The 19,994-nt window shown below is 55.7% G+C and carries 16 protein-coding genes; 8 read left to right on the forward strand and 8 right to left on the reverse strand.

Features of this window, described 5'->3' with window-relative positions:
* Positions 1-4: 4 nt before the first annotated feature.
* Positions 5-763 carry a DNA-binding transcriptional repressor DeoR gene (deoR, locus tag AC07P6_RS20630; RefSeq protein WP_110275304.1) on the forward strand — a complete coding sequence of 253 codons (759 nt, stop codon included), beginning with the start codon at positions 5-7 and terminating at the stop codon, positions 761-763.
* Positions 764-791: 28 nt separating this feature from the next.
* Here deoR and dacC read toward each other — a convergent pair whose 3' ends face one another.
* A complete protein-coding gene (dacC, locus tag AC07P6_RS20635; protein WP_182240706.1) occupies positions 792-1,997 on the reverse strand; it encodes a serine-type D-Ala-D-Ala carboxypeptidase in 1,206 nt (401 codons plus the stop codon).
* 257 nt (positions 1,998-2,254) lie between these two features.
* Between dacC and AC07P6_RS20640 the strand changes: the two genes are divergently transcribed.
* Positions 2,255-2,881, forward strand: a complete 627-nt coding sequence (locus tag AC07P6_RS20640) for a glutathione S-transferase family protein (protein WP_478314440.1) — start codon at positions 2,255-2,257, stop codon at positions 2,879-2,881.
* A 1-nt stretch (position 2,882) separates the two neighbouring features.
* Here the strand turns inward: AC07P6_RS20640 and AC07P6_RS20645 are convergent, their stop codons facing one another.
* Entirely contained in the window at positions 2,883-3,995 is a 1,113-nt protein-coding gene (locus AC07P6_RS20645; RefSeq protein ID WP_478314442.1) for a PQQ-dependent sugar dehydrogenase, read from the reverse strand.
* Between the two features lie 103 nt (positions 3,996-4,098).
* A complete protein-coding gene (gene bssR, locus AC07P6_RS20650; RefSeq protein WP_182240702.1) occupies positions 4,099-4,482 on the reverse strand; it encodes a biofilm formation regulator BssR in 384 nt (127 codons plus the stop codon).
* A gap of 389 nt (positions 4,483-4,871) precedes the next feature.
* Here bssR and AC07P6_RS20655 point away from each other — a divergent pair, with 389 nt between their 5' ends.
* Positions 4,872-6,113, forward strand: coding sequence for an oligosaccharide MFS transporter (locus AC07P6_RS20655; RefSeq protein ID WP_181421831.1), 1,242 nt, complete (start codon positions 4,872-4,874; stop codon positions 6,111-6,113).
* Between the two features lie 125 nt (positions 6,114-6,238).
* The gene (gene rimO / locus AC07P6_RS20660; RefSeq protein WP_434659583.1) at positions 6,239-7,564 is read left to right on the forward strand and encodes a 30S ribosomal protein S12 methylthiotransferase RimO; all 1,326 of its coding nucleotides are present in this window, start codon (positions 6,239-6,241) and stop codon (positions 7,562-7,564) included.
* Between the two features lie 127 nt (positions 7,565-7,691).
* Here the strand turns inward: rimO and gsiD are convergent, their stop codons facing one another.
* Genes gsiD through iaaA form a run of 5 tightly spaced genes read right to left on the reverse strand, consistent with a single transcriptional unit; the run spans position 7,692 to position 13,961 of the window.
* Entirely contained in the window at positions 7,692-8,603 is a 912-nt protein-coding gene (gene gsiD / locus AC07P6_RS20665) for a glutathione ABC transporter permease GsiD (RefSeq protein WP_110275315.1), read from the reverse strand.
* A 1-nt stretch (position 8,604) separates the two neighbouring features.
* Entirely contained in the window at positions 8,605-9,525 is a 921-nt protein-coding gene (gsiC, locus tag AC07P6_RS20670) for a glutathione ABC transporter permease GsiC (protein ID WP_110275317.1), read from the reverse strand.
* A 52-nt stretch (positions 9,526-9,577) separates the two neighbouring features.
* Positions 9,578-11,116, reverse strand: a complete 1,539-nt coding sequence (gene gsiB, locus AC07P6_RS20675; protein ID WP_181482895.1) for a glutathione ABC transporter substrate-binding protein GsiB — start codon at positions 11,114-11,116, stop codon at positions 9,578-9,580.
* 37 nt (positions 11,117-11,153) lie between these two features.
* Positions 11,154-13,007 carry a glutathione ABC transporter ATP-binding protein GsiA gene (gene gsiA, locus AC07P6_RS20680; protein WP_478314445.1) on the reverse strand — a complete coding sequence of 618 codons (1,854 nt, stop codon included), beginning with the start codon at positions 13,005-13,007 and terminating at the stop codon, positions 11,154-11,156.
* Between the two features lie 12 nt (positions 13,008-13,019).
* Positions 13,020-13,961, reverse strand: coding sequence for a beta-aspartyl-peptidase (iaaA, locus tag AC07P6_RS20685; RefSeq protein WP_434659588.1), 942 nt, complete (start codon positions 13,959-13,961; stop codon positions 13,020-13,022).
* A gap of 502 nt (positions 13,962-14,463) precedes the next feature.
* On the opposite strand from iaaA, the gene moeA reads away from it, so the two are divergent.
* From moeA to AC07P6_RS20705, 4 genes are all read left to right on the forward strand, one after another.
* Positions 14,464-15,699 carry a molybdopterin molybdotransferase MoeA gene (moeA, locus tag AC07P6_RS20690; RefSeq protein WP_110275329.1) on the forward strand — a complete coding sequence of 412 codons (1,236 nt, stop codon included), beginning with the start codon at positions 14,464-14,466 and terminating at the stop codon, positions 15,697-15,699.
* The gene (gene moeB / locus AC07P6_RS20695; RefSeq protein WP_434659592.1) at positions 15,699-16,454 is read left to right on the forward strand and encodes a molybdopterin-synthase adenylyltransferase MoeB; all 756 of its coding nucleotides are present in this window, start codon (positions 15,699-15,701) and stop codon (positions 16,452-16,454) included. The genes moeA and moeB overlap by 1 nt, the downstream gene beginning before the upstream one ends.
* 153 nt (positions 16,455-16,607) lie before the next feature.
* Positions 16,608-17,507: a glycyl-radical enzyme activating protein gene (locus tag AC07P6_RS20700; protein ID WP_181482900.1), complete on the forward strand. Its 900-nt coding sequence runs from the start codon at positions 16,608-16,610 to the stop codon at positions 17,505-17,507.
* Positions 17,508-17,511: 4 nt separating this feature from the next.
* The gene (locus AC07P6_RS20705) at positions 17,512-19,944 is read left to right on the forward strand and encodes a formate C-acetyltransferase/glycerol dehydratase family glycyl radical enzyme (protein WP_434659594.1); all 2,433 of its coding nucleotides are present in this window, start codon (positions 17,512-17,514) and stop codon (positions 19,942-19,944) included.
* Positions 19,945-19,994 lie beyond the last annotated feature (50 nt).

Genomic DNA, 19,994 nt, shown 5'->3' on the forward strand with positions numbered 1-19,994 from the left:
GAATATGGAAACTCGTCGTGACGAACGCATCAGCCAGCTTATTCAGGCACTCAAGCGCAGTGATAAACTCCATCTAAAAGAAGCAGCAACCCTGCTTGGTGTGTCAGAAATGACCATTCGTCGCGATCTCAATGGTCATAATGGTCCGGTGGTGCTGCTCGGCGGTTACATTGTGCTGGAGCCGCGTAGCGCCACGCACTATCTGTTAAGCGACCAAAAAACGCGCCTGGTCGATGAGAAGCGACGCGCCGCCCGCCACGCCGCCAAACTGTTAGAACCTCATCAGATGGCCTTTTTCGACTGCGGAACGACCACGCCGTGGATCATCGACGCCATCGACAACGCCCTACCCTTTACTGGCGTGTGCTATTCGCTCAATACCTTTCTTTCCCTTCAGGATAAGCCCCAGTGTCGGGCGATTTTATGCGGCGGCGAATTCCACGCCAGCAACGCGATTTTTAAACCGCTGAGCCTTCAGGATACGCTGAGCCATCTTTGCCCGGATATCGCGTTTTATTCAGCGGCCGGAATTGACTGCGAGCAGGGCGCAACCTGTTTTAATCTGGAAGAGCTTCCGGTCAAACACTGGGCGATGAAAAGCGCTCGCTACCACGTGCTGGTGGTCGATCACAGTAAATTCGGTAAAGTTCGGCCGGCGAGAATGGGCGATTTAGCGCAGTTTGATGTGATTGCCAGCGATGTTTGTCCGGATGACGACCTACAGGCGCTGGCGAAAGAAAAACAGATTTCACTACTCTACTAACCGCGCCCCGCAGGGCGCGGCCTGCATCTTAAGAGAACCAGCTACCGAACCAGCCGTGCAGTTTCATCAGCACGAAATCAACCATCCGGCTAAAGAAGCCACCTTCGTTTACCGCTTCCATCACTATCAGCGGTCGCTGCTCAATGGTCTTATCATTGAGTTTAAAGTCGATAGTACCCACGACCTGGCCTTTGGTCAGCGGCGCGGTCAGCTGCGTTTCGTTCAGGGTGTAGCTGGCCTTCAGGTTTTTCAGCTGTCCTTTCGGCAGCGTAATGGAACCGGCCTCGCCCGCGCCTAACTTCGCTTCGCTGCTATCACCAAACCAGACGCGTTGGGTAATAAAGGTGGCATCCGGTTTAATCGGCGTTACGGTTTCATAGAAGCGGAAGCCCCAGGTCAGCAGTTTTTCTGACTCATTAAAACGGATGCGGTCAGTTTTAGTTCCAAGTACCACGGCAATCAGGCGCATATCATTGCCCTGCGTTGCGGAGGAAACCAGGTTATAACCCGCACCTGCGGTGGTCCCTGTTTTCACGCCGTCGGCATTAAAACTGGTGCTCCACAGCAGCCGGTTGCGGTTTGGCTGACGAATTTTGTTAAAAGTGAACTCTTTTTCTTTATGAATGGCGTACTCTTCCGGCACGTCATGGATCATCGCTTTAGTCAGCAGCGCCATATCACGAGCGGTACTGAACTGCCCCGGCGCATCCAGACCGTGCACGGTCATAAAGGTGGTATTAGTCAGGCCCATCTTCTGCGCATAACCGTTCATCAGGCTGACAAACGCATCCTGACTTCCCGCCACGTAGTCGGCAATCGCGATGCTGGCATCGTTGCCGGACTGAATGATTACGCCCTTATTCAGGTCTTCGACCGAGACCTGCATGCCCGGCTTAAGGAACATCACCGACGAACCGCGCAGCGCCGGGTTACCAGTTGCCCACGCATCACGCCCGATGGTCACCATGTCGGTGGACTTAATCTTACCCGCCTTTAACGCCTGACCGACGACGTAGCTGGTCATGATTTTGGTCAGGCTCGCCGGGTCGAGTTTTTCATCAGCATTGCCTTCGCTGAGCACTTTGCCGCTGGCATAGTCCATCAGGATCCAGGCTCGCGCGTCAATCGACGGCGCATCGGGGAGTTGTTCCGCAGCCTGCACCGCAGGCGCAACGAGAAGTAAAAGCGCGCAGCCTGCCGCGAGGCCGCGAAGGGAAAAAGCATCATGCGTCATAAGAGCCACCCAAGTATCCTTTCCAAACAAAAATATGCCGCAACACTCTTTCGGCGCCGCAGCAGCCGGTGAGTAAAGCGTACAAATGACCTTAAAGAAACAGCGAGTTGGTAAAGTTTTTAAAGTTTACGCAATAACCTCACGCCCTGCCGCAAACAGAGCAATTTTTTTGATCGTGGTTGCCTATATATTAACTTTATTCCAACATGAATGCTCATCACGCTGCAATGGCGGCTAAATAAAAGGCAGGAGCGGATATGATTACGCTATGGGGCAGAAATAACTCGACCAATGTGAAGAAAGTGCGCTGGGTGCTGGAAGAGCTCGATCTCCCGTATCAGCAAATTCTGGCGGGACTGGAGTTCGGCCTGAACCATGACCCGGCGTATCTGGCCATGAACCCCAATGGCCTGGTGCCGCTGTTAAAAGATGAGTCCACCGACATCGTGCTTTGGGAATCGAATACTATTATTCGCTATCTGGCCGCGCAATATGGTCAGAATCGCCTGTGGGTAGAGTCGCCGGCATTGCGTGCCCAGGGTGACAAATGGATGGACTGGTCCAACGGTTCGCTCTCTCCTGCTCATCGGCCCATTCTGATGGGGCTGGTCAGAACACCGCCGGAAAAGCGCGATCCCGCCGCAATTGAAGCGGGCATTGTCGCCTGCGAGGCGCTGTTCGCCATTCTTGATGATGAACTGGCGCAGCATCCGTGGCTCTCGGGAGATGCCTTCGGCCTGGGCGATATTGCCGTCGCGCCGTTCGTATACAACCTGTTGGAAAGCGTAAAAACCTGGCAACCGCGCCCGCACCTGCAGCGCTGGTATCAGCAGATTAACGAGCGTCAGGCCTGGCGCAATGTGGTAATGATCCCTGTCACCTGATTTAGCCTGCCGGACTCACCTTCAGCAGTTCGCCGTTGGACTCGTCGGTTAACACATACAAATAACCGTCGGGTCCAACGCGCACATCACGGATGCGCTTCCCGCGATCGGCCAAAATGCGTTCCTCTTCAGTGGCTTTATCGCCATCCACCTTCAATACAATCAGCGACTGATCCTTCAGCGCACCGATAAACAACCGGTGTTGCCACTGCGGGAAGGTCGCTGCGTCGTAAAAAGCCATCCCGCTCACCGCCGGAGATTTTTCCCAAACAAACAGCGGAGCTTCAGTTCCAGCCACCGCCTTGCCTTTGGCTTCCGGTATCGGCAGACCGCTATAATTGATGCCGTGCGTCGCCAGCGGCCAGCCGTAGTTTTTCCCCTTTTGCGGGATATTAATCTCATCACCACCGCGTGGACCGTGTTCATTCAGCCACAGCGTATCGCTCCACGGATTCATCGCCATCCCCTGCGGATTACGAATACCGTAAGACCAGATTTCCGGCCTGACGCCCGACTTACCGACAAAAGGGTTATCAGTGGGGACTTTGCCATCAGCCGTCAGACGGACCACTTTTCCCTGAAGCTTATCCAGATCCTGAGCTGTCGAACGCTGGTTATTTTCCCCAAGTCCGATAAACAGATACCCGTGGCCGTCAAACACCATCCGTCCGCCGAAATGGTTGCCGATAGAGAGTTTTGGCTGTTGGCGGAATACGACCTGGAAGTTTTCCAGACGCTTGAGATCATCGCTTAATCGCCCATAGCCGACGGTGGTCCCCGCTTTGCCATCATCGCCGCCTTCGGCATAGCTCAGCCAGACGCGTCGCGACTGGGAAAAGTCTGGCGCTAATACAACGTCCAGCAACCCACCCTGACCGTTGGCCCATACCTGCGGAACGCCAGATAACGCCGAAGACAGCCCTTTGTTCGGTTGCCAGAGCTTAAGCTCGCCGCCGCGCAGGGTTATCAGTATGCCTTTATCATCAGGCAGAAAGGCCAGCGCCCACGGGTGTTCAAGCTGATTCTGCAACACCTCTACGCGCTCCTGGGCGGCAAAGGTTGCGGCGGGTAACAACAACGCGGTAAGGGCTATCAGGTTGACGGTCTGGCGCATGGCACTCTCCTTTTGTCAGCAATGGGATAAGGGTAGCCAGCGTGGGGAGGCGGGAAGAGATTTTTACATAACATTAATCAGGGGGAGCAGGCTCCCCCTTATCTCAGGCAGGGTGAATAGGCGCAGAATCATTCAATTTATGAATATTTAGCGTCAATACTGCCAGGCAGCGTTCCAGCTTATCTACGTTAATCGCAATGTAGGATGGGCAATCATGATGCCCGGTCATCAGGCATACCGCCGCAGAGGCGATGGCTTCACCCGCAAGTCGCAGGGCTTCCTTCTCCTCCGGCGCGATGGCGTGCTGCAAGCGCGGAGCGCGTTCACGCATTTCATGACACAGTTCAAACAGGTTATCACGCAGATGGTCATTTTCGCTGACCGACATATAGCCTTTCGCTTTTCGCAACTGCAAATAAGCATCAAGATCAATATTGGCATTAATCAGCTTATTCATAAGGTTACGATATAGTTTGTCAACAGTCATCATAGCTCCTCCTCTGTCGTCCTTTACCATAACTATAATATGGTCATTTTTCGTACAAAACGATGAGAGAGATCAATAAATACCAGTCCATTAACATCATTTACAATGTTACAACGATAGGTAAAATCCTTCCCTGCGTTCAGACAGCCCCCAAAGCAAAAAACAATAAAAATGTTATACGCTCTCATAAAAATACAATTTTCAATCTGGCGATGAACAATCATTTATTGCAGCAATGATCACAAAACAGCGTAATGCTTATTGCCTGAAAAGCCTGCCGGGTGTCATATCATGCCAATAAATGTATTACGTATAACATTCAAAAACAACAGCAAGCAGCTCGATCCTGTTTGCAACCTTTATCTCTATCGCTTGAAGGAACTGAAATGATTACGCCCGGCAAAAGAAACTATATCTTGTTGAGTCTTTTCGATTTCCTCTATCTGTTCGCCTGGTCATCGACCATGGCGTTTTTTGTTATCTGGACCACTCAACACCTCGGGATTAGTGCGACCAAAACCGGCCTGCTCTATTCGGTCAATGCCTTTATCGCCTTGCTGATGCAGCCCTTCTTCGGTTTTATTTCCGACAAGTTTGGCCTGAAAAAGCGGCTGATCTGGATCCTGGTCGCAATGCTGCTGCCGGTTGGCCCGTTCTTTATCTATTTATATGCGCCGCTGCTGGTACACAGCTTCTGGCTAGGGGCACTGCTTGGCGGGGTATACCTGGGGATTATTTTCAACTCCGGCTGCGGGGTGATTGATTCGTATATCGATAAAATCTCGCGCCGCTATCAGTTCGAATATGGTCGCGTGCGGATGTGGGGATCGTTAGGCTGGGCGGCTGCAGCGTGGATCGTCGGCAAATATATCGACAGCAATCCGAACCTTGCTTTCTGGCTGGCCAGCTTCGCCATCGTTATCGCGGCAATCTGTTTTATGCTGACTAAGGTCGAATTGACCGAAGCGGAAATGCAAAAAACCAGCGCGTTGAAAGTTTCGCATGCCCTGGAACTGGCGAAGAACGGTCAGTTCTGGATGCTGTTGGTGTTTACCCTTTTCGTTACGCAAATCTACGACACCTATGACCAGCAGTTCGCTCAATACTTTTCTCTGCAGTTTCCGACGCCGGAAGAAGGCAACCGTTGGTACGGGATTCTGGCTTCCATTCAGGTGTGCGGCGAAACGCTATTTTTATGCCTGATGCCGTGGTTTGTTAACCGCACCGGCGCGAAGTGGGCGTTGATCATTGCCGGGCTGATTATGTCAGTGCGTATCGTCGGCTCTGCTATCCCGCTTGGTCCGGTGTGGATCGGCGCGGTCAAAATGATGCATGCGCTGGAAAAACCGCTGATTCTGGTTTCGGTGTTTAAATTTATCGCCGCCAACTTCGACAACAAGCTGTCATCGACGGTCTACCTGCTGGTGCTGTTTGTCGCCTCTATCGCCACCGCGATTTACTCACCATTGGCGGGATATTTGTACGACACCATTGGCTTTGCGCACACGTATTACATTCTGGGCGGCATCGCCGGGCTGTTTACACTGATCTCGATATTTACCCTTCGCGATAACCGGGAGCCGACCTCCCCCGGAACAGCGCCAGGTACAGGGGTGACGCAAGCGCAGTAATTTTCGCGCCCGGGATATTATCCCGGGCTTTTTCATCATTAAGCATGTCGTTGCTATACTCTTTTCCCCAAAGATCTGTAAAATCCCTGCCCTGACCATTCCAATAATTGAACACTTTTTAAGCTATGAGCAATGTCACCCATCAGCCGAAAATCGGCTTTGTCTCTCTGGGCTGCCCGAAAAATCTCGTGGACTCAGAACGTATCCTGACTGAACTGCGCACCGAAGGTTACGACGTGGTTCCTTCCTACGATAACGCCGATATGGTTATCGTTAATACCTGCGGCTTTATCGATAGCGCCGTGCAGGAGTCGCTGGAAGCGATTGGCGAAGCGCTGAAAGAAAACGGCAAAGTGATTGTCACCGGTTGCCTGGGCGCGAAAGAAGATCAGATCCGTGAAGTCCATCCGAAGGTGTTGGAAATTACCGGCCCACACAGCTACGAGCAGGTGCTGGAACACGTCCACCACTACGCGCCGAAGCCAAAACATAACCCGTTCCTGAGCCTGGTGCCGGAACAGGGTGTTAAGCTGACGCCGCGTCATTACGCCTACTTAAAAATTTCTGAAGGCTGCAACCATCGCTGCACCTTCTGCATTATCCCGTCAATGCGCGGCGACCTGGTCAGCCGTCCGATTGGTGAAGTGCTGGCGGAAGCCAAACGCCTGGCCGATGCCGGGGTCAAAGAGCTGCTGGTGATTTCTCAGGACACCTCCGCCTACGGCGTTGATGTCAAGCATCGCAGCGGCTTCCATAACGGTATGCCGGTGAAAACCAACATGGTAAGCCTGTGCGAAGAGCTGGCTAAGCTCGGTATCTGGGTGCGCCTGCACTACGTCTACCCGTATCCGCATGTTGATGATGTCATCCCGCTGATGGCGGAAGGCAAAATTCTGCCGTATCTGGATATTCCGCTGCAGCACGCCAGCCCGCGTATTCTCAAAATGATGAAACGCCCTGGCTCCGCTGACCGTCAGCTGGCGCGTATCAAACAGTGGCGCGAAGTCTGCCCTGAGCTGACCCTGCGCTCGACCTTTATCGTCGGCTTCCCGGGCGAAACGGAAGAAGATTTCCAGATGCTGCTCGATTTCCTGAAAGAGGCCCGTCTCGACCGCGTTGGCTGCTTCAAGTACAGCCCAGTGGAAGGTGCGACCGCTAACGAACTGGCGGACCAGGTACCAGAAGAGGTTAAAGAAGAGCGCTGGAACCGCTTTATGCAACTTCAACAGCAGATCTCCGCCGAGCGCCTGCAAGAGAAAGTGGGCCGCGAAATTATGGTCCTGATCGATGAAGTTGATGAAGAAGGCGCGATTGGCCGCAGCATGGCGGATGCCCCGGAAATCGACGGCGCGGTCTACCTGAATGGCGAAAGCAAAGTTAAACCGGGTGACGTTGTGCGGGTGAAAGTTGAGCACGCTGACGAATACGACCTGTGGGGCAGCCGGGTTTAATTCCTTCCTCTGAATGTGTCCCGGATTGCGGCGCTAACGCGCCTTATCCGGGCAACAAAACCACAGAGGATTAACATTCCCGGAGGCGGTGCTGCGCACCTGTCCGGGCTACAAAACCCTCGAACGCCTACCCCTTTATCTTCGGATCCAGCGCATCGCGCAGGCCGTCCCCTAGCAGGTTAAACGCCAGCACCGTCAGAAAAATGGCAATCGCCGGGAACAGCGCCACATGCGGAGCCATCACCATATCCGCTCGCGCCTCGTTCAGCATCGCGCCCCACTCAGGGGTCGGCGGCTGCGCGCCCAGACCGAGGAACGACAGGCTGGCGGCAGAGATAATGGATACCCCGATGCGCATGGTGAAATAGACCACAATCGACGATACCGTGCCGGGCAAGATATGGCTAAACAGGATATTAGCGTCGCTGGCGCCGATACTGCGCGCCGACTCGATAAAGGTCTGCTGCTTAAGTACCAGCGTGTTGCCGCGCACCAGACGTGCAAACGCCGGGATCGAAAAGATCGCCACCGCGATAATCACATTCGACATCCCGCTTCCCATCACTGCCACCACTGCGATCGCCAGCAGAATACCGGGGAACGCAAACAGCACGTCGCAGATGCGCATAATGATGCGATCCCACCAGCCTTCGTAATATCCGGCCAACAGCCCAAGCACGGTGCCAATGACCGCACCGATCAATACCGCGAACACCCCGGCAGCCAGCGAGATCTGCGCCCCCACCAGCACCCGACTAAAGATATCCCGCCCTAATGAATCGACACCGAACCAGTGCATCATTGACGGGCCGTCGTTAAGCCGATCGTAGTCAAAGTAGTTTTCCGCGTCGAACGGCGCAATCCACGGCGCAACGACCGCAACCGCAATCAGCAGCAGAACAAATATCCCCGCTCCCATCGCCACCGGCTGGCGACGAAAACGTCGCCAGAACTCATGCCACGGCGTGCGTATCTGCCCGGGTTTAATCCCTGGCATCGCGTTGATAACCGCTTGTCTTCTCCAGTTGAGCAATCGCACCTTACTTGTACCTGATAGCCGGGTTAATGGCGGCATAGAGTACGTCCACCACTAAATTGATAAGAATAAACTCCAGCGAAAACAGCAGCACTTCCGCCTGAATCACCGGATAGTCGCGCATCTCGACGGAGTCCACCAGCAAACGCCCAAGCCCAGGCCAGTTAAAGACCTTCTCCACCACGATAGACCCACCGAGCAGAAAGCCAAACTGTAACCCCATCATGGTGACTACCGGGATCATCGCATTGCGCAGGCCGTGCTTAAGCACCACCAGCGTCTCGCTAACCCCCTTCGCCCGGGCAGTACGCATGTAGTCTTCATGCAAAACATCGACGAACGAAGCGCGGGTAAAGCGCGCCATCACCGCCGCAACCGCCGCTCCGAGCGTCAACGAAGGCAGAATATAGTGCCGCCAGCTGTCGGCGCCCACCGTCGGCAGCCAGCCCAGCTCAACGGAAAACACCTGCATCAGCAGCATGCCGAGCGCAAACGCCGGGAACGAGATCCCGGTCACCGCCAGCGCCATACCTAAACGATCCGGCCAGCGGTTACGCCAGACTGCCGCCACAATTCCCGCCGCCATACCAAACACCACCGCCCAACTCATGCTAGCGAGCGTTAGCCAGAACGTCGGCATAAACCGGCTGGCGATTTCGCTGCTTACCGGACGGCGCGAAGCCATCGAGGTGCCGAAATCTCCCTGCAAAATATTGGTGATATAGTGCCAGAACTGCACGTACAGCGGCTGATCGAGCCCCAGTTGCTGGCGGACCATTCCAACCACCTGCGCATCGGCTTCCGGCCCGGCAATTAGCCGCGCCGGATCGCCGGGCAGCATATGCACGAACAGAAACACCAACACCGCCACAATCAGCAGCGTAGGGATCAGCCCCAGCAGGCGTTTAATCACATAATTGAGCATGCTTCTCCTTGCGTGAAGTCCCCGCGGCCTGCGCCCGGGGAACCGCAGCTATCTACTTAAGATCCGCCTGTTCAAAGCTAAACCCGGTATCCGGCTGGATATAAAAACCAGTCAGGTTTTTACTGTGCGCTGAGACCAGTTTTTCCACCACCAGCGGCACCCACGGCGACTCTTTCCAGATAGTATCCTGCGCGTCTTTATACAGCCGCGTTTTTTCCTTCACGTCGGTCGTTTTCAACGCCTCGTTGAGGTCTTTATCGACCTGAGGATTGCTGTAGAAAGCCGTGTTGAACAGGGTCGGCGGCCAGTTTTGCGAAGCAAACAGCGGCGACAGCGCCCAGTCGGCTTCACCGGTTGAGGCCGTCCAGCCGGTATAGAACATCCGCACGCCGCTCTCTTTCTGCCCTTTACCTTCCACTTCCGCTGCGCGCTGGCCCGCATCCATCGCCGTCAGCTGCGCCTTGATGCCCACCTGCGCCAGCTGCTGCTGGGTAAATTGCAGCACTTTCTGCGCCGTGCTGTGATTATGCGACGACCATAGCGTGGTGTTGAAACCGTTAGGATATCCCGCTTCTTTCAGCAGCTCACGCGCTTTAGCCGGGTCATACGGCCACGCGGTGTAGCTTTCAGCATAGGCAATAGATGGCGGCACCACGCCGGTCGCCGGGGTGGCATAGCCCGCAAAGGCCACTTTCACCAGCGCCTGACGGTTGATGGCGTAGTTAATCGCCTCGCGCACTTTCGGATTATCAAACGGTTTTTGCGTCACGTTCATGCTGATATAGCGCTGCATAATTGACGGGCTGGCCACCAGTTCCAGCTTGCTGTTTTTCTCCAGCAGCGGCGCCTGCTCGTAAGGGATCGGGAAAGCAAATTGCGCTTCACCGGTCTGCAACATTGCCGCACGGGTATTGTTATCCACCACCGGACGCCAGGTAATGGAATCCAGCTTCGGCAATCCCTGCTGCCAGTAACCGGCGAACTTCGTCACTTTAACAAAATCGGTCTGGTTCCAGGTATCAAGCTGATAAGGCCCGGTACCCACCGGATGAAAACCAATCTCTTTACCGTATTTCTTCAGTGCTGCCGGGGAAATCATCGCCGTCGCCGGGTGGGCCAGGATATTAATAAACGCCGAGAAGGGCTGCGTGAGGGTGATTTTCACCGTTGTCGGATCTACCGCTTCGGTGCTGGCGATATTCTTATACAGGTTATAGCGCTTGAGATGATTTTCCGGGTTACTGGCGCGATCGAGGTTAGCCTTCACCGCTTCGGCATTAAACTCGGTACCGTCCTGGAACTTCACGCCCGGATGCAGCTTAACGGTATACACAAGCCCGTCCGGGGAAACGGTGTAGCTCTCCGCCAGCACATTCTGCAATTTCATCTCTTTATCAAGGCCAAATAGCCCTTGATAGAAGGACTTAGCCACCGCCTGCGACAGCGTGTCGTTAGCATCGTATGGGTCGAGGGTCGTGAAGTTAGAACCGACCGCTACCACTATATCTTTTGCGGCAAAGGCCGGAGTTGTCGCCAGCGCCGAAGCGACGCCCAGCGCCAACAGCCATTTGCCTGAAACGCGTTGAGTCATGTTGTTCTCCTGAAATGCTGCGTTATTGGTGTCGTTGTTATCGTGCCAGTACGTCAGCGGCGGGTTCTCTGGCGACAAAATGTCCCGGGCCTACCTGTTGTAACGGCGTACTGATCCCCTCTTCTCCCCGCTTGTAGATATTGCCCGGCAGCTCGTCAGAGAGCAGCACACGCTGCGGGTGACGATGCGCCGGGTCGGCAACCGGTACGGCAGCCATCAATTTACGGGTATAGGGGTGCTGCGGGTTTTCAAACACGGCGCGCCGCGGTCCAATCTCGACAATCCGCCCGCGATACATCACCGCCACGCGGTGGCTGATACGTTCAACCACCGCCATGTCGTGGGAAATAAACAGAAACGCGATGCCCATTTCGCGCTGTAAATCGAGCATCAGGTTGATAATTTGCGCGCGAATCGACACGTCCAGCGCCGATACCGATTCGTCGGCGATAACCACCTTTGGATTGAGCGCCAGCGCGCGGGCAATACAGATGCGCTGCCGCTGGCCGCCGGAAAACTCGTGTGGATAGCGCCATGCGTGCTCCGGCTCCAGCCCGACGCGCTCCAGCAGCCAGGCCACTCGCTCTCTCGCGGCATCACCTTCCAGCAGCCGATGCACGCGCAGCGGCTCCATAATCGAATACCCCACCGTTTGCCGTGGGTCGAGAGAAGCGTAAGGATCCTGGAAGATAAACTGAATATCACGGCGCAGCGCCTGAAGCTTACTGCCTGCCAGCGTATCAATACGCTGACCGTTAAACGTAATACTCCCACCCTGGGTTTCCACTAGCCGCAGCAGCGCCCGGCCAGTGGTTGATTTACCACAACCGGACTCGCCCACCAGGCTTAAGGTTTCGCCGGGCCATAAATCAAAGCTGACTTTTTCCACCGCATGTACCTCGCGGGTAACGCGGTTGAGAATGCCGCTGCGTAGCGGAAAGCGCGCCACCAGATCGCGGACTTTAAGAATGGGTTCTCCAGCAACAACGGTATTCAGACCCTCTTCCGGCGCGCTTTGGTTGAAGAGTGGGAAGCGACGCGGCAAATCGCTGCCGCGCATCGCACCCAATCGCGGTACCGCCGCCAACAGCGCCTGGGTATAGGGATGTTTTGGCGCACGGAAAATCTCTTCGACGCTGCCTGTTTCCACCGCTTCACCGCGATACATCACCAGCACCCGGTCGGCAATATCGGCGACCACGCCCATATCGTGGGTAATAAAGATAACGCCCATCGCCATCTCTTTTTGCAGGACGGCAATCAGCTGTAAAATCTGCGCCTGAATAGTCACATCCAGCGCGGTCGTGGGTTCGTCGGCAATCAGCACCGCCGGGCGGCACGACAGCGCCATGGCGATCATCACGCGCTGACGCATCCCACCGGAAAGCTGATGCGGATAGCGCGACAGCATCGCTTCAGCTTCCGGGATCCGCACCTGATCGAGCATCTTTTTGGCCTCACGCAGCGCCTCATCATGCTTCAACCCCTGATGCAATCGTATTGATTCAGCGATCTGCTCACCGATGGTGAACACCGGGTTCAGTGAGGTCATCGGCTCCTGAAAAATCATCGCCATATCCGCACCGCGCACGCTGCGCATATCGGCATCAGACTGTTCGCTAAGTTCAATCACCTGTCGGTTGCGGCGACGTAGCAGCAGCTGATCGCTGCGCACTTCGCTGGTCGCCGAATCAAGCAGACGCATCAGCGCTAGCGACGTTACCGATTTACCCGATCCAGACTCACCGACAATCGCCAGCGTCTCGCCGCGCCGTAGTGTGAACGAGAGGTGACGAACGGCAGAAAAAGCCTGCTGCTGCTGAGTAAACGAAACGTTCAGATCGCGTACCAGCAGAACATCATTAGCATCGATTTCCAGACTATGCGGCAACGCCCTTTCCTCTTATTCGCGATAAATTCCAATCGTGGGCGTATCGCCCGCGTAGCACCAGGCACGGTACATACCTTCGCTATTAAATGGCAATACTACGTTGCCTTCTCTGTCGACCGCAATCAGACCGCCGCTGCCGCCCAGCACCGGGAGTTTCTCCATCACCACCCGCTCGCACGCGTCGTGCAAACTGAGATTGCTGTACTCCATCAGCGCCGAAATATCATAGGCTGCCAGGGTGCGCATAAACACCTCGCCGGTACCGGTACAGGAGACGGCAACGCTGGCGTTATTGGCATAGCAGCCAGCTCCCGGCAGCGGGCTATCGCCGACGCGTCCCGGCAGCTTATTGGTCATTCCGCCGGTGGAGGTTGCCGCCGCGAGATTACCCACCAGATCCAGCGCCACCGCGCCGACGGTGCCCATTTTATGTCGCTCATCCAACGGGGCAGCATGGTGATCGAGCACGATATCATCGCCCTCCTGCGCCTGACGTAGCTGCAACAGGCGCTCAGGAGTCGAAAACAGATCATTATCCACCCGTTCCATGCCGTGGGAAGCGGCAAAGTGTTCCGCCCCTTCACCAATCAGCAGGACGTGCGGACTTTGTTCCAGCACCAGACGCGCCGCCAGCACCGGATTGCGTAAATGCTGAACTCCGGCCACCGCTCCCGCCTGTAAACTGTAACCATCCATGACGCAGGCATCGAGTTCATGAGTGGTATCGCGGGTAAATACGGAGCCTATACCGGCGTTAAATAACGGACACTCCTCCAGCAGTCGCACCGCTTCAGTTACCGCATCCAGCGCGCTGGCCCCGGCCGCCAGCATTTTTTGCCCGCTATCGACAATCGCCGACAGCGCCGCCACGTACTCCCGCTCGCGTTCCGGCGTCAACTGCGCGCGGGTAATTGCCCCGGCGCCGCCATGAATTGCTATAACCGCCTTGCCCATTACGCCATTCCTTAACGATAAAGTGTATATACACACCATCATTCGAGATGCATCGAGGCGGCAAGAGAAGAAATCCCCGGGAGCATAGATAACTATGTGACTGGGGTTTCTGAGCACAGCCAACAAAGAGGCAGCTTGAAGGATAACGTGTATAAATATCATTATCTTGCTGACTGTCCTATACCATTTTTGAATATAGAAAGAGCAAGCAGTGATGTAAAGCTTGTCGCCAGGTGGCGATATAGCCTGCTTATCTTTTCTGCCATATACCCGTCATACTTCAAGTTGCATGTGCGTTGGCTTTGTTACTCGGCTCATCCATGAGCCTCGCCCTAACGGGCCGCCGGATACGGCGTTCAAATCTGTTCCAGACAGATTTGTCGATCACCCCAGTCACTTACTGAAGTAAGCTCCCGGGGGTTCCCTACGTCGCCGCCTGCCTGCAACTCGAATTATTTAGGGTATAATAGGCGTTTTCGATGTTTGCCCGCAGGAGAAACCCATGGATTTTACCGCCGGACTGATGCCACTCGACACAGCCCTGACCCAGATGCTCAATCGCATTACGCCGCTGAATGCGACGGAAACCGTACCGCTGTTGCAGGCCTTTTCGCGCGTGACCGCCCATGATCTCGTTTCGCCTCTCGACGTTCCTGGTTTTGATAACTCGGCGATGGACGGTTACGCCGTTCGCCTGGCTGAACTCACCGATGGCGCGGTGCTACCGGTGGCAGGCAAGGCTTTTGCCGGTCAGCCTTTTAACGACGTCTGGCCCGCAGGCACCTGTATCCGCATTATGACCGGCGCGCCGGTACCGGAAGGCTGCGATGCGGTGGTGATGCAGGAGCAAACCGAACAAACCGACGGCGGAGTGCGCTTTATCGCTCCGGTAAAAAGTGGGCAAAATATTCGTCGTCGTGGCGAAGATATTGCCAACGGCGCGGTCGTCTTCCCTGCGGGAACCCGCCTGACCGTCGCCGAACTACCGGTGCTGGCCTCTTTGGGCATTGCTGAGGTTGAAGTCATACGTAAAGTACGGGTCGCCGTTTTCTCTACCGGTGATGAGCTCCAACTGCCGGGCCAGCCGCTCGCTGACGGGCAGATTTACGACACCAACCGCCTGGCGGTACACCTGATGCTGCAAGAGCTGGGCTGTGAGGTCGTTAACCTCGGCATTATTCCCGACGACCCGGCCAAACTGCGCGAAGTCTTTATTCAGGCTGACCAGCAGGCCGATGTGGTGATTAGCTCCGGCGGCGTCTCCGTCGGCGAAGCAGATTACACCAAAGAGATCCTCGAAGAGCTGGGGGAAATCGGCTTCTGGAAGCTGGCTATCAAGCCGGGCAAACCTTTCGCTTTCGGCAAGCTCAACCACAGCTGGTTCTGCGGTCTGCCGGGTAATCCAGTCTCCGCTGCGTTGACCTTTTATCAGCTGGTGCAGCCGCTGCTGGCAAAACTCTCCGGCAACGTCGGACAGACCCAGCCGATGCGCCTGCGCGTACGCGCCGCTTCACGGCTGAAAAAATCGCCGGGGCGCCTCGATTTTCAGCGCGGCGTACTGCAACGCAACCCGGACGGTGAACTGGTCGTTAGCAGCACCGGTCATCAGGGTTCGCACATCTTCAGTTCATTCAGCCTCGGCAACTGTTTTATCGTCCTGGAACGCGAGCGCGATAACGTTGAAGCGGGTGAATGGGTAGAAGTTGAGCCCTTTAACCATCTTTTCGGGGGGCTGTAATGGGCGTGGAGCTGAGCGATGCAGAGATGCTGCGCTACAACCGGCAAATCATCCTGCGCGATTTCGATTTTGACGGCCAGGAGCAGCTAAAAGCCTCCTGTGTGCTGGTGGTTGGCCTTGGCGGATTGGGCTGCGCCGCCGCGCAGTATCTGGCGGCAGCTGGCGTTGGCCAGCTTACCCTGCTTGATTTCGACACCGTGTCGCTCTCTAACCTCCAGCGCCAGACTCTGCACAGCGATGCCACCATCGGCCAGCCGAAGGTCGACTCCGCCCGCGCTACGCTTGCGCGCATTAACCCTAACGTTCAGCTCACGCCGCTAAACGCGCTGCTGGATGAAGAAGCGCTGTGGGCGCAAATCGCCGCCCACGATCTGGTGCTCGACTGTACCGACAACGTCACCATTCGCAACCAGCTCAATGCCGGGTGTTTCCGGCATAAAACCCCGTTGGTCTCCGGCGCGGCGATTCGCATGGAAGGGCAAATCAGCGTCTTTACATATCAGGAAGATGAGCCCTGCTACCGTTGCCTGAGCCGTCTGTTTGGCGAAAACGCCCTTACCTGCGTCGAAGCCGGAGTGATGGCGCCGCTGGTCGGTACCATTGGTTCGCTTCAGGCAATGGAAGCCATCAAGGTTCTGACCCGCTACGGCAGTCCTGCTACGGGTAAAATAGTTATGTACGACGCCATGCGCTGCCAGTTTCGCGAAATGAAACTGATGCGTAATCCACAGTGTGAGGTATGTGGTACACCTTAACCCTTCTCCGGCGGGCCTTGCCGCCGGATTATTTGTGACCGCTCGCAACTTTTTTGCTCCCGCTTTTATCCCCCACTCTGCTTGTTGATTTACATCAATACAACTTTCATTCGAAAGTAATTTAATCTTCATATGCAAAGAAGAGGATAAATCATGATCTTCAACATTCAGCGTTACTCCACCCATGACGGCCCAGGGATCCGCACCGTCGTATTCCTTAAAGGGTGTTCATTGGGCTGCCGCTGGTGTCAGAACCCGGAAAGCCGCGCCCGCACGGCGGATCTGCTGTATGACGCGCGCTTGTGTCTTGACGGCTGTGACCTCTGCCAGCAGGCGGCGCCGGACGTTATTACCCGCAAACTGGATGGCCTGATTATCCATCGTGAAAAGCTCACCGATGCACATATCAGCAAGCTGCGCGACTGCTGTCCGACTACGGCGTTGACGGTCTGCGGCGAAGAGAAAAACGTCGAAGAGATTATGGCGAAGGTATTGCGCGATAAACCGTTCTACGATCGCAGCGGTGGCGGCGTCACTCTCTCCGGCGGCGAGCCGTTTATGAACCCGGAGCTGGCCCGCCAGCTGTTTGAAGCCAGCCACAACGCAGGGATTCATACCGCCGTCGAAACCTGTCTGCACGTACCATGGAAATACGTCGAACCCTCTTTACCCTTTATCGACCTGTTCCTCGCCGACCTTAAGCATGTCAATGAAGCTATTTTCCAGCAGTGGACCGACGGCAGCGCTCGCCGGGTGCTGGATAATCTGCAACGCGTGGCGCAGGCCGGGAAAAAAATCATTATTCGCGTGCCGCTGATTCAGGGCTTTAACGCCAATGAAAGCGATATTACCGCCATAACCGATTTTGCCGCTGACCGCTTAAAGGTCGGCGAGATCCACTTCCTGCCGTATCACACGCTGGGAATGAACAAATACCAATTACTCAGTCAGCCCTATACCGCTCCGGACAAACCGCTTGCTGCCCCCGAGCTGCTCGCCTTCGCGCAGCACTATGCTCAGAGCAAAGGTTTAACGGCGACTCTACGAGGATAACCTTATGACAACGTTGAAACTGGATACCCTAAGCCCGCGCATTCAGGCACATAAAATGGCGCTGGTGCATATCGTCAAGCCGCCGGTCTGTACCGAGCGCGCCCAGCACTACACTGAAGCCTATCAGCAACATCTGGATAAGCCGATCCCAGTACGCCGCGCGCTGGCGCTGGCCCATCACCTGGCAGAACGCACTATCTGGATCAAACATGACGAACTGGTTGTCGGTAACCAGGCAAGCGAAGTCCGCGCCGCGCCAATCTTCCCGGAGTATACGGTTAGCTGGATTGAAAAAGAGATCGATGACCTGGCCGATCGCCCCGGCGCAGGCTTTGCGGTCAGCGAAGAGAACAAACGCGTACTGCACGAAGTGTGTCCGTGGTGGCGTGGCCAGACCGTACAGGATCGTTGCTACGGGATGTTCACCGATGAGCAAAAAGCGCTGCTCGCAACCGGGATTATTAAAGCCGAAGGTAATATGACCTCCGGCGATGCGCACCTGGCTGTCAACTACCCGCTGCTGCTGGAAAAAGGCCTTGACGGAATGCGCGCTAAAGTCGCCGAACGCCGTACTCGCATCAACCTGACGGTACTGGAAGACCTGCACGGCGAGCAGTTCCTGAAAGCCATTGATATCGTGCTGGAAGCAGTGAGCGAGCACAGCAAGCGCTTCGCTGAGCTGGCGCGCAGCATGGCGGCGACAGAGACCCGTGAATCCCGTCGCGACGAGCTGCTGGCGATTGCCGAGAACTGCGACATCATCGCCCATGAACCGCCGAAAACCTTCTGGCAGGCGCTGCAACTGTGCTATTTCATCCAGCTTATTCTGCAGGTCGAATCCAACGGCCACTCGGTCTCTTTTGGCCGCATGGACCAATATCTCTACCCGTACTACCGCCGCGACGTCGAGCTTGAGCAGTCTCTGGACCGCGAGCACGCCATTGAGTTGCTGCACTGCTGCTGGCTGAAGCTGCTGGAAGTTAACAAAATTCGCTCCGGTTCGCACTCTAAAGCCTCCGCCGGTAGCCCGCTGTATCAGAACGTTACCATCGGCGGTCAAAATCTGGTAGACGGCGTAGCGCAAGATGCAGTGAACCCGCTCTCCTATGCGATTCTAGAATCCTGCGGTCGCCTGCGTTCTACGCAGCCAAACCTCAGCGTGCGTTACCACGCGGGCATGAGCAACGACTTCCTCGACGCCTGCGTGCAGGTGATTCGCTGCGGCTTCGGGATGCCGGCGTTCAACAACGACGAAATCGTTATTCCGGAATTTATCAAACTCGGCATTGAGCCGCAGGACGCCTACGATTATGCCGCTATCGGCTGCATCGAAACCGCGGTCGGCGGTAAGTGGGGCTATCGCTGCACCGGGATGAGCTTTATCAACTTTGCCCGCGTGATGCTGGCGACGCTGGAAGGCGGCCGCGATGCCACCAGCGGTGAAGTTTTCCTGCCGCAAACGCACGCGCTGTCGAAAGGTAACTTTGATAACTTCGACCAGGTGCTGGCCGACTGGGATACGCAGATCCGCTACTACACGCGCAAATCTATCGAGATTGAGTATGTGGTCGACACCATGCTGGAAGAGAACGTGCACGATATTCTCTGCTCGGCGCTGGTTGATGACTGTATCGAGCGCGCGAAGAGTATCAAACAGGGCGGCGCTAAATATGACTGGGTTTCCGGTCTGCAGGTCGGTATCGCTAACCTCGGCAACAGCCTGGTAGCGGTGAAGAAACTGGTGTTCGATCAGGGCGTCATTGGACAGCAAGAGCTGGCAAAAGCGCTGGCTGAAGACTTTGAAGGCCTGACCCACGAGCAGTTGCGCCAGCGCTTAATCAACGGCGCGCCGAAATACGGCAACGACGAAGATAGCGTTGATATTCTGCTGGCCCGCGCTTACCAGACCTATATCGATGAGCTGAAGCAGTATCACAACCCGCGCTATGGTCGCGGCCCGATTGGCGGCAACTACTACGCCGGGACCTCCTCCATCTCCGCTAACGTCCCATTTGGTGCGCAGACCATGGCGACGCCGGATGGCCGCAAAGCGCATTCCCCGCTGGCGGAAGGAGCAAGCCCGGCTTCCGGTACCGACCATCTGGGGCCGACTGCGGTTATCAGTTCGGTGGGTAAGCTGCCAACCGGTTCAATTCTGGGCGGCGTGCTGCTGAACCAGAAGCTGAACCCGGCAACGCTGGATAACGAGTCCGATAAGCAGAAACTGATGGTGCTGCTGCGCACGTTCTTCGAGGTGCATAAAGGCTGGCATATTCAGTACAACATCGTGTCGCGCGAGACGCTGCTGGAAGCGAAGAAACATCCTGACCAGTATCGCGATTTAGTGGTCCGCGTGGCCGGGTACTCGGCGTTCTTTACCGCCCTGTCGCCGGATGCGCAGGACGATATTATCGCCCGTACCGAGCATACGCTGTAAGTTAAATCCCCCGGAGGCGGCGCGTTGCGCCTGTCCGGGCTACCCGACGG

It is taken from the genome of Klebsiella sp. GFKo11, assembly GCF_056490265.1.

What these genes read in the sequence shown, in the direction of transcription:
- deoR (WP_110275304.1), top strand. Translation starts at nt 5, where the DNA reads ATGGAAACTCGTCGTGACGAACGCATCAGCCAGCTTATTCAGGCACTC.
- dacC (WP_182240706.1), bottom strand. Translation starts at nt 1,997, where the DNA reads ATGACGCATGATGCTTTTTCCCTTCGCGGCCTCGCGGCAGGCTGCGCG.
- AC07P6_RS20640 (WP_478314440.1), top strand. Translation starts at nt 2,255, where the DNA reads ATGATTACGCTATGGGGCAGAAATAACTCGACCAATGTGAAGAAAGTG.
- bssR (WP_182240702.1), bottom strand. Translation starts at nt 4,482, where the DNA reads ATGACTGTTGACAAACTATATCGTAACCTTATGAATAAGCTGATTAAT.
- AC07P6_RS20645 (WP_478314442.1), bottom strand. Translation starts at nt 3,995, where the DNA reads ATGCGCCAGACCGTCAACCTGATAGCCCTTACCGCGTTGTTGTTACCC.
- moeA (WP_110275329.1), top strand. Translation starts at nt 14,464, where the DNA reads ATGGATTTTACCGCCGGACTGATGCCACTCGACACAGCCCTGACCCAG.
- iaaA (WP_434659588.1), bottom strand. Translation starts at nt 13,961, where the DNA reads ATGGGCAAGGCGGTTATAGCAATTCATGGCGGCGCCGGGGCAATTACC.
- rimO (WP_434659583.1), top strand. Translation starts at nt 6,239, where the DNA reads ATGAGCAATGTCACCCATCAGCCGAAAATCGGCTTTGTCTCTCTGGGC.
- moeB (WP_434659592.1), top strand. Translation starts at nt 15,699, where the DNA reads ATGGGCGTGGAGCTGAGCGATGCAGAGATGCTGCGCTACAACCGGCAA.
- gsiB (WP_181482895.1), bottom strand. Translation starts at nt 11,116, where the DNA reads ATGACTCAACGCGTTTCAGGCAAATGGCTGTTGGCGCTGGGCGTCGCT.
- AC07P6_RS20705 (WP_434659594.1), top strand. Translation starts at nt 17,512, where the DNA reads ATGACAACGTTGAAACTGGATACCCTAAGCCCGCGCATTCAGGCACAT.
- gsiC (WP_110275317.1), bottom strand. Translation starts at nt 9,525, where the DNA reads ATGCTCAATTATGTGATTAAACGCCTGCTGGGGCTGATCCCTACGCTG.
- AC07P6_RS20700 (WP_181482900.1), top strand. Translation starts at nt 16,608, where the DNA reads ATGATCTTCAACATTCAGCGTTACTCCACCCATGACGGCCCAGGGATC.